This window comes from Gemmobacter nanjingensis (assembly GCF_014652195.1).
GTDB classification, from domain to species: domain Bacteria; phylum Pseudomonadota; class Alphaproteobacteria; order Rhodobacterales; family Rhodobacteraceae; genus Gemmobacter; species Gemmobacter caeni.
This window is the reverse complement of the sequence record NZ_BMYI01000016.1, coordinates 95,268-107,665: the sequence shown is the minus strand read 5'-3', so window position 1 is coordinate 107,665 and position 12,398 is coordinate 95,268. Positions and strand designations below refer to the sequence as shown.

The window sequence follows — 12,398 nt, the reverse complement described above, 5'->3', positions numbered from 1 at the left end:
ACTCCTTTGACCCCCTCGCTCTTCGCTTGGGGGAGGGTCACATGGGTCAAATCTCAGTGGAAATTATGCGCCTACACGGGTCACTTCTCAGTGGAAATCAACACCAAGGCGTCTGAAAGTGCCTTCAGTGCATCCAGTTTCTCTTTTGGAACCTTGCTCCAGTCTCGATGGACGTAAATCATTTCTTACCAATTAGTGTTTCAACTATCATGCGCGTTTCTTCTTCACGTGCGCGCAGCTCTTCCGGCGTCAATGGTTCAACGTCGGCAAGCTCCACGTTCCCCAGTTGCCTCAAGAAGCGACTGTAGAGTTTGTCGCGCTCCTCGTAGAGGAACCCAAGATGGCGAAGCTCTGCATTGATCTTCTCGAACTCTTTCGCAAGCGCGGGCGAAAGCTCTTCCTGCGCAGCCAGAGTATTTCGACGATCGATCTTGATCTGTGTTGGCTTATCGAGCGTCGAGGGTAGCCCAAAGATGTCGGTGAGGACCCCACTAAATCCGAGGCCTCGAGGATCGATGATCGGTTCGGCAAGGGTCACAGCGGAATAATCACGTACTGCCATGACCTTCAGGGCAGCGATGGTGTTAACATTGGAACGGACAAAGGTGGCGAAAGCGTCCAGAAAGTCCTCAGGCCGATCTGCTGTGCCATAGCCGCGCGAAACGGTCGTCACCCGATCGGGATGTTCAGAGATCGGGATAAAGTTCGGCGTGCCATCCTCCGATGTCCAATCAAGAATCGGGCCTAGTGACGGTCGCTCAGCCGCCCATTCCGCAAGGGCGCTGGCATCGCCGGAGATGAAACGCTGCAGGCTTTCTTCTGGAGTTTCACCTGCAGCCTTCTCAAATCGGGCCCGCGCCTCTGGCGACAAGCGCCGCAGCCTGCGACGGAGGCGAACGACGATTTGCTCACGCACCCGCTCTTTATGGACCGCATCACCGCGTTGGCTGAGTTCTTCGAACAGCTTTGTAAGGGTGAAGCTTGGGTCCGCAGCCACCGGCCGCATGTCGGTGAGGTTTTGTAAATGAGCGTAAAGGTCCACCGCGTCGAAGATGCGAAAGCTCTCCTTGTCGATCTCAGGACATAGCCGGGTAGCGCGGCCAAGCATCTGTTCGTAAAGGATACGGCTGTTGACGCGTCGCATGAACACGAGATTGCTGATGCGAGGGACGTCGATACCAGTCGTCAGGAGGTCTACGGTCACCGCCACCTTGGGCAGCGGATCGTTGCGGAACGAGCGGATCAACTTTCCGACCTTGTCTACCTTCCCTGTGATCTTCTGCACGGTTGCATCAGGCAGCGCTCCAAATGCTGAACGGAATGCGACCCGCAGCTCGTTCACGAGGATACGCGGTTTCAGCGGCGGAGCTGAAGGCGGAAGAGATGATCAAGATGCCGATCCGCCTGACGACAGAAGCGGATTGGGAAAAGACCATCGGGGCGGCACTGGATTGCCGGGCGGCGCTGGAAGAAGCCGCAAAGGCCGAACAGGCAGAGACCGGCGAATATATCCGGCCCATCATTCTGTTTCAGGCGCAAAGCGCGTCAAAGGATGATCCCACGCGGCTGACATGGGACAAGATCAAAGCGCATTTGACCGGCAGGAACATTCCAGCCGAACAGATTGCGGTGCATACCGGGCCTGAGAAGGATCTGGACAAGATCAGCGATATTCGCAGCCCATCCTGCCCTGTGCGCTACATCATCACCGTCTCAAAGCTCAAGGAAGGTTGGGACTGCCCCTTTGCCTATGTCCTTTGCTCGGTTGCCGAACAGGTTTCGGCTACAGCGGTTGAACAAATCCTTGGCCGTGTTCTGCGCATGCCCCGCGCGAAGCGCAAACAACGGGATGCGCTGAATCAGTCTTACGCCTTTATCCTGTCCAAAGACTTCAACGCGACAGCTACTCAGTTGAAGGACGGGCTGGTAGAGGGCGCGGGCTTCAATCGCATGGAAGTTGCGCAACTGGTCGCGGCACAGGGCAGCATGGGTTTTGCGGATATGGCCGCCCCATTTGTATCGGACCCTATCCCCCTTGATGCCGCCCCGGTCGCCGTGGTGAGCGCGGCGCTTCAAAAGCTGCCGCCCTCGGTGCAGGCAAAAGTCAGCTTCGATCCGGCTGCGCGGACGCTGACCTTCAAGGGTGCGATGAACAAGGAAACGCGGAACCTGATGCATTTGGCCTTGGCGTCGGTGCCCAAGGTGGAACGGGTCATCAACCGGCTTTACGCGAAGAGCAACCATTTCCAGACTTCTGCGGCAGACGAGGACGACAAGCCTGCCTTCATGGTGCCCATGCTTGGCTTCCGTAAGCAGGGCGAGTTGCAGCTTTTCAGCGAAGAGCACTTTCTGGACCTGCCTTGGCGGCTGGATCAGTGCGACCCTGCGGCGATTGTCGGACGGTTCAAGCTGCCGGATTCCGCCAAGACCGGGCAGATTGACGTGACGACCGACGGCAAGGTGGTCATCGACTTTGCCAAACGCTTGCAGGGCGAACTTTCCGCCGTCATCCAAGAGCCTGCATTCGACACGGTGGCCCGGCTGTCCAACTGGATTGACCTTGGCCTTGTCCATCGTGACATAACGAAGCCAAGTGCCGTCCTGTTCATCGTCAAGGCCATCGAAGCCCTGATGGCGGCAGGCTTCGACCTGGCCGTGCTGGCGCGCAACAAATACGATCTGCGCAAGGCGATTGGGGCCTTGATAGACGACCTGCGCGGCGAACGGGAAACCGGGCAATACAACGCCCTGTTCTCAGTGAATGCAGAGCAGTTCGCCATGAATGCCGATCTGGCGATCCTGTTTGACGAACAAAGCTATGCGCCGAACAAACCCTACGCCGGGGCAACAAAGTTCAGCAAACACTACACGCCACTTGTAGGCGATCTTGAACCGAACGGGGAAGAATTTGACTGTGCTGTCTATCTCGATCAGCACCCGAAGGTGCGTTACTGGATCAGGAACTTGGAACGGAAGGCGGGTTCATTCTGGCTGCAACTGCCGCACCAGAAGTTTTATCCTGACTTCGTGGCCCTGCTGACAGATGGCCGGATACTCGCCGTCGAATACAAGGGCGCGCATCTTTACGACAGCGAAGGCGACAAGCGCCGGATAGGCGAGGTCTGGCAGGCTGCCAGTGAAGGCCGGTGTCTGTTCTGCATGCCGACCGCGCGGAACTTCTCTGTAATAGACGCGACGATTGGCTGAGTGCCGGACGGCAAGACTGCGCGAGGTTTTCGACTTCGCGCAGATTTCTTGTGCGTTGCGGCCGGGTCACAGGTGCAAAGCGCGTTCGAGTGCTTCCACATTGCTTCCACGGGTTTTTGGAACGCAGGAAGCCCCGCTGGTTGGCGGGGCGCATGTTATTGATAACATTCATATATTCTGGTTGCGGGGGCTGGATCTAATCTTCACTTGTTGCCCGAGCAAGTAAAGATGGTTGCGGGGACCGGCATCGATCACAACTTGCAATCGACGCCGGTAAAGATGGTTGCGGGAGGCTGCAACCACCATTACTTGCGACCTACTAATAGCCATTTTCCTATCAACGCCAAATCCAACGCTAGGAGAATGGTTGCTAAAAATAGCAGCTTTCATTCCGTCCTATTCCGAACAGCAGCGTGAGTATCGGTTACACTACAACTCAACCGCCACGTTCTCCCGGCGAAAAATCCGGCACTGCGCGCCGAACGCGGTCAGCGTAGGTTCGTTTGTCATCTATCACCTCTGACCGACCTGGAACGGGACGCAGGACATCGCCATGCAACTGCGCCCTCAGTTCCAGCCAACGCGCCTTGAGAACCTGCCAGTTGTGATCGTCGTATGTGCCACTGACGACAACAGGGTGAACCCGAATGCGGGGCGGGAGACCATCACCATGATCCCTCCATTTCCGCCATTCGCGAAGCCAAAGACTGTTCTTGCGATCCACACGCCCAATCTGCTGCTCGACAATGCCGGGATTCCACTCCGCGTGCAGTAGAATCACTGTGCGACAGGCCTCATGCAGATTCAGGCCCTCACGCCCGACGCGGGATTGCGCGAGGAGCACCATCGGCCAACTGGACGACCGGTTGAATGCAGATTGCAGCATACGCCGCGTTTGCGGTGCGGTTGCGCCTGACATCATCCTGGCGAAGTTGCCCTCGCGCCCGGAATAGTCGTTCAGCCAGGCATCCAGCCGGGCTTTCTGCGTATCGTTGTTCTCTGCTTCATCATCCCCGGCAAGCTCCAGGAGCAGTTTTTCGAACAGCCCGAGCATTTCCCGCCCCGTCCAGGAAGCGCCCGCAACTTCCCGCCTGCCACCAAGTGCCTCGAGCAAAGCCCCTAATTGAAGGTCTTGTTTGCCGTCCTCATGGCGCAGAATCTCTGACAGAAATGCAGCAGTTCCTCCCTCCAGCGCAAGGTCTTCCAACTCCCGATGAAGCCGTGCGAGTTCAGCCCGGCGCTCGCTCGCCCACTCCTGATAGCGGGTTTTCAACATCACATCGATTTCGTCGACCCCACCCGCCACCGCAAGATCAGGATCCCTCATCGCCGCAATGACAGCTGCTATATTGCTTTCCCCGATCCCGCTGGCAGGCCAGTGCTGTCCGTCTCGCAAACGACGCAGCATCTCACGCGCGTCCAGCAGTCTGGTCAGCACATTCATCGGCATCAGGAACCTGCCGAAGACGAGCACTTTCTCGCCGGCCCGTGTATAGGCCTCGATTTGTCTCACAGCCGCCAGGATCGCGGGGTGGCTATAGATGTCGTTGCTCTCAGCGGTGAAAGCTTCCGTCCAAAACCCCGCCGGACCAACGAGGTTTGCATCTGTCATGCCTGAAGGGCTGTCTTCCTCATCCTCTCCAAAGCCGAACCCATACCCCTGGGCAACGGCGAGCCTGACCCGTTTCACACGCGGATCATCCTGAGGGAGTAACGACAGCGCCTCAGCCGCACAAAAGCGGCGCAACCAGTCACGGGTAAAACCCTCTGCCTCCGGTGAAACCGGGATATCGATGACCTCACGATAATCACCATGACTGTCTTTGAAGACGCAGAATTCGGGGTCACTGCGTTTGTCCCGGCGCAGGACATATGGTCGCAATGCTGCATAGAACTGCCGGGCGGAGGTCTCGAATTCCCCGGTCAGCGTCTCGTCCAGTTCTTCGGTTTGAATCCGACGAACAACATCCACATAGCCGGTGATCCATTCCGTCAGCTCTGCGAGCGCAGTAATATCCTGATCGTCATCGCGACCATTGAGCCGCTCCAGCGTGTCGATCCACTGGCTGGAGTCCAGCTCGACCGGGGTTGCGGTCATGCCCAGACGAAAAGGATCATCCGCTTCCCAGCTTACCGGGCCGAGAATGCGCGAAAGGCTTGAATCTGCGCCGCGCGCCTTGTGGGCTTCGTCAACGACTATGAGATCAAACTGACCCAGGCCATAGCCGATCAGCGGCAGGATCCTGTTCTTGTAATCGTCCGCCGAAAGCCATTTCTGATCGCCGTTAATGGCATCGCGCGGCAGTTCGTGGTCCAGAATCGTTTGGGCAATGTGCCGCGCCGCACGGCGACTGGCATATACATAGCCCACCTCACCCGAATGGAAATTTTCGCGCATGAAGTTGCGCCGTCGGCCGTCAATCAGGCGGGCGACGTTGGGTAAGAGTTCCCGGCGCCAGCCTCCAGCGGGGCCTTCTCCACGATTGGGAAACTGCATGTTCGCGAAGGAATGAGAGATCATTATGATCTCTTCGGCGGCCCAGCCGTTCTCCGGCAACTCACGCTGCTTGCGGCGATCCGAAAGCCACTCCTTATGGCTGTGTAACCGTCTTGCGCTCCCCTCCGCATCGGTATCGTGCAAGAAACCGGAGATGAAACCATCATAGCTGCGCAGCGGCAGCAATGTCTTGTCGTCGGCGTTGAACCGTTTCAGTTCCTGTTGCCATTGTGCCCCAAGGCCCGCAGGCAGAACAATGGCGCTGCGTCCGCCCGCCTCCCGCACCGCTGCGATCAGCGCCGCCGCAATGCGGGTCTTGCCCATACCCACCTCATCAGCCAGCAGGGCCGAGCGTTGGCCCGCCCGGATACGGCACGCTAGTTCTGTGACACTCGCCTTCTGGCCATGATCTAGCAGGGTATCATCAGACGTCCCTGCGATACGATCCAGAATGCTCGCGGCCTCGTTCCAGTCCACCATCACGCGGCCTCCCGTTCCCAGAGCGATGGGTAAGCGCTGAGCTCCCACGCGACGGACACCGCCAAAAGCGCATCTCTCAATAGGTCTGGCGAAACCCCTTCCGGGCGCATACGCGGATCTCCCAGAGCAGGCAGTGGATTTGCCCTGGCGTTCCGGAAGAACTCGAGCATCGTTCTTTCGCGAGACGCGATAGCGCAAAGGTTCTGTTGCAACTCCCGACACCACCTTTGCCAATCCCGCGGGTCCAACCTTGCCTGTGTCTCACAAAGACGCACCAGAAGTTCCATCATCCTGCGAATGGGATAGGCAGCTGGCGGAGCTTCGGTGGTATCTGAGGCGTCGGTGAGCGGCTCTTCGCCTTCCTCACCCTCATCTTCGCTGTCAGCATCACCTGGCTCGGGAAATGAGCCAAGGCTGGCAAGGATATCTTCGACCGACATATCGGAGGGGCGAGCGACAACAAGTGCTTCGGAAGAAATGACAGGCAGCCGCCAGCCGCCCTCCGCGAGTGTCACAATCGCTGGAGCCGGTGCAGGCCATGGACAAGGTGTCTGGGCCTGAGCCGCATCGACACCAATCACCATCACCGATTTGTCTTCGGGGGCCGAGAGCACCCCGTCTTGCCATATAAGCCACGCAACTGGCGGCTGGGTTTCTGGCTCATCGGGGCGCACAAAGCCTTCCCCTTGCTGCAGGGCCTCGGGCGTCACCACATCAGTGAACTGGATCGGCAAAACAGCGGCGATACCGTTCCGCGTGTCTCTGCGTCGCGGCCATTTCAGTCCTTCCGGCAGATCGACGATCACACCTGCCTCAAGGTTTCCCCCGGCGCTTGCGGCACGCTCAAACCCGTTCATGCTCAGATTGCCGGATCCAAGATAAGCCCGTCCCGAGGCCTCGGCCTCGCCCGACGCCAGCACCACAAATTTTGCATGCAGGCACCCATCAGTTCCATGCAAGACAGAGCGCGGAGGGCGCAAGTTCCAGCCTGCGTCAATCAAGGCACCGGCCCGGGCAGCAAGCCCCTGACAGGAGGACGGGTTAAGAAACAGGTCGAGAGCCGCTGTTTTCGTCAGGGATTTCTCCTGCACCAATGCGCGGCGCAGTCGCTCTGGCAGGCCAGCAGCACCATCGCCGTCGCTCTCGAAATAGCCAGACCCGAGGATGAGACGGTCGGCCTTCTTTTTGGTACCCAGGCGCTCGATCACCTGAGGAAACAGCGCCTGATTGCGGCTGTCGATGAAGCGGGGACGCGCGGATGACCTAGGCAAGGCTGTGATCGCGGCCTCCAGCAGGGCGTCTGGCCGGTGCCCGTCAAAACTGCGTTCGATCAGGGCGCAATCTGCCCGCTCGCGCAGCCATCCAAACATCTCATGCGCAGCGCGGATATCGGCAATGTCCTGTGCGTCAGGCACAGCAGAGTCCAGATCGATCAACCAGAACAGGTCGATGCTGCGAGTAAGCGGATCCTGTGTCCAGTTCCCCGTGCTGACAGCGAGACGAATGACATAGCCATCTCCGCCGCGCTTGCGAAAACCCAGAAGCGCCACCTTGGCATGGAGAAGGTTGTAGCCGCGTCCCACGAGGCGCATCCACATCCAGGCAAGTCCCGGAACGTCCGAGATCGCATTCACTGTTGGATGGATGAAGGCGGCCAGCACCGGGCGCGCCATCTCGCCTGTGAATGTTCGGCGGATCTGCCCCAGGACCTGCCGCGTCGCGGTGAAGCCGCACATAAGGCCAAAGTCGCCATAACAATCTTCGGGCGGCATGAAGAGGGAGTAGAGCGTCGTGTTCTGCATCAGACGGCCTCCGATCCCGCGTCACGGCTGCCCGGGTTCACCTTTCCGGACAGCTCCGTCACCAGACAATGAAGATTGTGCAGCCGGAAAAGCTGCGGCGCGAAGGCCTCGTCCTGAGGGGGCCGATTCTCGTCCTGGGTCTCCGAGCTGCCCCGCAACTCGCCCGCAGCCGGCCCGAGAACAATGTGGCCTTCGCGCTGACAAATCACGGTAGAATCGCGCTCGGCCAGCCTCTGAATCAGCTGCTGATCGGACAGATTTCGGATTTCCGCGATAAATCTGCGGCTAGTCTCCTCATTGCCCTGATTGACAAGCGCGCCTTTTGCCGAGGCCAGATCTCGCAATTGTTTCAGCGGCTCGGTGGCGACTTCGGCTGCGTCCGCTTCTGACAGGCGCACAGGCTGATTATCGTCGCGAAGCTTCAGCAGATGCTGTTCCAACTGGTCCAACACCGACAACGCAGCATCGCGCAGATCCATAAAAGCCGCTCCTGCGCGCAAATCCGACCAATGATCCGGCGCCAGCCCCGCCAATGCGGTTTCCTGGTCCAAATGCGCGGAGCTGGGGCCAGTGCCGAGGCGCGCCAGGGCCCGGCGCCGGGTCGAGCCGGGATCATTTCCGTCGAGCAATCGGGCAAGGATCAGTTTACGCACCGCTTCCGGGACAGCCCCAACAGGGGAAAGCACTGCCAGGGCCTCCTTCAGGCCATGTGGCTGTCTGCCATGCGCCCAGGCACCAAGCAAACGGCGCGGTTCTTTCATCGCATTTAGCTCCAACAGCTCTCTGCCAGCGCTATGTATGCGGAACGCGCCGTAGCGGCTGCCCTGCACGAATCCCAGTGCGACCAGAGGTTGCACCATCGCCATGCGGATCGGCTGAACCACATAAGTTCCGCGACGCCTGAGATTGTGGAAACTGCTATCCTTCAAGCCCTGCATCTTCCTCGCCCCTCGCACGCGGCGATCCTGCGGGCCCGCGATGACTTCAAGCATGACGCGCGCTTCGACCGCGTTGCCGACAGGTAGTGCCGGCACACCAAGTTCCTCGGCGATAGAGATCGCCAGAACCGACCAAAGGATGGGCATGGGAAACCACATGCCGCCGATTCCGGGGACCGCCCGATCATTGAAATGACGAACCGCCGCCGCAAGCCCGAGGTTCTGCTGGCGCCGTTGCGAAACCACGGTATCGGGCGCAAGTATTCCCCAGGGCATCAGTTAACTCTGGCCTGTGCGAAAGCTCCCGCTGACGCGCCCTCATCTGCCAGTTCCAGCCAACCGTGATCGACCCAGAACACCGCCACGCCCTGCAGCGGATGCTGCGGGTATAGTCCGGCCAACAGTCCGGCATAGCTGGAAAGCTGTGGCCAATAGGGGCCGAACCCGACACCGCCGCCGCCGGATTTATGGTCGATCAGCATCGCGCCTGCCGGGCCGATGGCGAGAAGGTCGAGGGCACCGGGGATCTCTGCACCCTCGGGCGTGTGGCCAAGCACCGGAATCTCGGCGCGCAGATCCGTATAGCCCTGATCGACAAGCCAGGCTTTCAGCGCCGTGGCGCGCTCGGCCACTAGCGCAAGAGTGGCGTCGTCAAGCCCGGTCGCGAGAGCCAAAGCCGGGGCCAGATCGGGCCGGGTCAGGTATGTGCGCAGCGCCAGATGCAGTGCTGTGCCGCGGTAGGCATCGTTCAGTGCCTTTGGCCAGGGTGCTCCGATGTTGATACGGCGGGACACGGGCGGCACCCCCGCACTACGGGTTTGCGAGGGCTGCAGCCGCCAGGGCGTCAGCGGTGTCACGGGCAACGGCGCAGCGGCACCAAGGCGCAGCGCCGGGGCCGCCCCACCGCCAACATATTCGGTAAATCCCGCCTGTTCAGGCAGCTGCGTGATGACCGCCGGGCAAACCACGCCATTGATGCGCAGGCTGCCCGCCCCGATCTGCGGCGCGCAAGTATCGGACAGGATATGAAACAGGTTCGTAGCCTCGGGCGCGTCTTCTTCGCGGTCCTTCAGAAAACCCGGCCATTCCAGCACCAGCCGGTCACGGGCACGGGTCAGGGCGACATAGAGAAGGTTTTTCGCATTGGCTTCAAAATCGGCGCGACGGTCTTCGATGAAACGGCGGGTCGCCTCGGGCGCGGCAAAGCCGGGCGTGTGGATCAGGCTCGCGGACCCCAGCACCACCGCCATATCGTCGATGCGGTCCAAGGCATCGAAACGGGTCGCAGTGGCCCCCGCACGTTCCTCGATACCATAGTCGAACTCTGCGACGACAGTGATCGGCCATTCCCGCCCTTTGGAGGCATGCCAAGTGACGATCTCCACGGCCTCGGCGCTGTTGGCGGAAGGATCGGGATGACGGTCGAAATCGCGCTCGCCTCCACGGGCGTCGAGCCAGCCGAGAAAGACCTTGGCAGTCTCGCCGTGGAACCCCGAGGCGGATTTGAGATCGCGATGCGCGGCTTCGAACTCACCCGCCTCAGCCTCTAGCCGCATAAGATCGGCGCGGGATTGGGCGGCGTCAGGCTGACGTTCGGCCCAGAGGCGCAGGCCGGCGGCATCCAACACCAGATCAAGGGCCGCACCCACCGGCAGGCGGGCCAAAAGGTTCGACAGAGCGGCGAGCCGCATCAGCACCGGGTCATCCACCAGCCGCCCTTCCATTTGGGCGGATAGCGTCTCCTGCAAGGACAGCGGGTCCGGGCCAAGCGTGCGCAAGAGCAGCCCGGCATGGATATCCGCCGGATTGGCGGCAAAGGCCAGCGCGGCGCGGGCGGCAACAATCACCGGACTTTTCGCCCAGCCATCCTCGGCGATCCGCACCGGAACGCCGCGCGCGCGCAGTTCCTCGGCATAGCGGGCGGCGGTGGTGTGGCGACAGACCAACAGCGCGATATCCGAGGGCCGAGCCGGTCGGGCGGCCTTCGTGTGGCGGTCGGTGATAGTCTCAGTATCAGTCAGGATACGGGCGATGCGCTCGGCGATGTGTTCTGGGGGCTGCGAATACTTTTGTGAGCGCCGTCCCTGCGTAGCGTTCAGCACCTCGATCGCGGGACCTGCGACCGGATCACGGGTCGGTGCCAGTGGGTTATAGCCCGCGCCAAAGAGGCCCGCCCCCATCGCATTGACGAATTGCATGACGGCCGGCGTCGAGCGCCAGTTGCGGTCGAGTGGCTGGGTCGCATCGGGGTTAGCCGCCGCAAGCGCCTGCGACAGGCGCGGATCGGCCCCCTGAAAGCCCATGATCGACTGTTTCACATCGCCCACAAGCAGGGTGCGCGGTGCGTGCTGGCCAAGCTGCCACAGCAGCGCGAATTGCACCGGGTTGGTGTCCTGGAATTCGTCAATGATGACGCAGTCGATCTCGTCCAGCACCGCCTGACGCACGGCGGGGTCGGTGCGCAAGAGCCGCTCGGCCCCCGTGATCATATCGGCGAAGTCGATCAGGCCGAGCGCCTTTTTGCGGGCCTCATAGGCCGCCATCACCTCTTGCGCGCAGGCGATCAGGCAGGACAGGTGCAGCTTGGCATCCTCAAGCGGGCCGGGATGCGAGGGCAGGACATCCGCCGCCGCCATGATGGCCGTGGCGAGGTCGTCATACCCGTCGGGCGTTTTCGTGCGGCTGTTTGAGGTGAAAAGCCCGCGCAAGTTCTGCCAGATACCCCAGTCAAGGGCCAAAAGCCCCGGATCACGCGCCACCCGCCGGAAAAGCGCGAGGTTCTTTTCCAGCGTTTCCTTCGGACCTTTGGCCGCAACGGTAGCCATGCCGCCCTCGGGGAAGGCAGTGATCATGGCTTGAACGGCGGTCTCGAGTGAGGCGCCAGCCGCCGCAGGGTCCTCCAGCACCGGGCCATAAACCGCATCCAGCCGCGCCAGCGCCGGGGCGATCAGGCCGGGGTCACGCCCCTTGTCGCCAAGGCTGCGCAGAAGGTCGATTATCGACAGCACCCGGCCGCGCAACGAATCTTCGACCGTCTCGCCCTTCACGAAGTTCGGGGCATAGCCAAACCGCTCGGGTTCGGCCTTGATCGGGTCCAGCGCCTTGGCATGGGCCAGCGCCTGCCGGATCAAGAGATCACGCTCGGCATCGCCCAAATGACGCGGCTGCGGCGAGGCGCCCGCCGCCAGTGCATGTTCGGTCAGAAGGCGCAGGCCCAAGCCGTGGATGGTCGAGACATAGGCGCGTTCCACCGCCATCGCCTCGGCCACCAGCCCATCGGCCAAAAGGCCGGCGCGGATCCTCTCGCGAAGCTCGCCCGCCGCAGCCTCGGTGAAGGTCACGGCAAAAATGCGCTCGGGCCGGACGATGCCACGTTTCACCCAGTCCGAGAGCTGGGTCTTGATGCGGTGGGTCTTGCCGGCGCCGGCGCCTGCAGGGACGATGACCAGACCATGATCTGCGTTGGGGGCCATG

At 60.9% G+C, this 12,398-nt stretch carries 6 protein-coding genes; 1 reads left to right on the top strand and 5 read right to left on the bottom strand.

The annotated features are described in order from the left end of the window. Positions 1-178: 178 nt before the first annotated feature. Entirely contained in the window at positions 179-1,285 is a 1,107-nt protein-coding gene (locus tag IE126_RS20155; RefSeq protein ID WP_229825719.1) for a helicase-related protein, read from the bottom strand. A 308-nt stretch (positions 1,286-1,593) separates the two neighbouring features. On the opposite strand from IE126_RS20155, the gene IE126_RS20150 reads away from it, so the two are divergent. Further along, positions 1,594-3,207: a hypothetical protein gene (locus tag IE126_RS20150; protein ID WP_189381962.1), complete on the top strand. Its 1,614-nt coding sequence runs from the start codon at positions 1,594-1,596 to the stop codon at positions 3,205-3,207. A gap of 436 nt (positions 3,208-3,643) precedes the next feature. Here IE126_RS20150 and IE126_RS20145 read toward each other — a convergent pair whose 3' ends face one another. From IE126_RS20145 to IE126_RS20130, 4 genes are read right to left on the bottom strand one after another with little or no spacing between them, the layout of a single operon-like run. Then, a complete protein-coding gene (locus IE126_RS20145) occupies positions 3,644-6,184 on the bottom strand; it encodes a DEAD/DEAH box helicase family protein (protein ID WP_066700602.1) in 2,541 nt (846 codons plus the stop codon). Next, on the bottom strand, positions 6,184-7,986 hold the full coding sequence (locus IE126_RS20140) for a phospholipase D-like domain-containing protein (protein WP_066700603.1): 1,803 nt from the start codon (positions 7,984-7,986) through the stop codon (positions 6,184-6,186). The genes IE126_RS20145 and IE126_RS20140 overlap by 1 nt, the downstream gene beginning before the upstream one ends. Continuing rightward, on the bottom strand, positions 7,986-9,200 hold the full coding sequence (locus tag IE126_RS20135; RefSeq protein WP_066700604.1) for a hypothetical protein: 1,215 nt from the start codon (positions 9,198-9,200) through the stop codon (positions 7,986-7,988). The genes IE126_RS20140 and IE126_RS20135 overlap by 1 nt, the downstream gene beginning before the upstream one ends. Beyond that, positions 9,200-12,397: a UvrD-helicase domain-containing protein gene (locus tag IE126_RS20130; RefSeq protein WP_229825718.1), complete on the bottom strand. Its 3,198-nt coding sequence runs from the start codon at positions 12,395-12,397 to the stop codon at positions 9,200-9,202. Before IE126_RS20130 ends, IE126_RS20135 begins: the two co-directional genes overlap by 1 nt. Position 12,398 lies beyond the last annotated feature (1 nt).

Bases quoted from the DNA above. Each gene is read 5' to 3' on its own strand.
- IE126_RS20135 (WP_066700604.1), bottom strand. From the start codon at position 9,200: ATGCCCTGGGGAATACTTGCGCCCGATACCGTGGTTTCGCAACGGCGC.
- IE126_RS20130 (WP_229825718.1), bottom strand. From the start codon at position 12,397: ATGGCCCCCAACGCAGATCATGGTCTGGTCATCGTCCCTGCAGGCGCC.
- IE126_RS20145 (WP_066700602.1), bottom strand. From the start codon at position 6,184: ATGGTGGACTGGAACGAGGCCGCGAGCATTCTGGATCGTATCGCAGGG.
- IE126_RS20140 (WP_066700603.1), bottom strand. From the start codon at position 7,986: ATGCAGAACACGACGCTCTACTCCCTCTTCATGCCGCCCGAAGATTGT.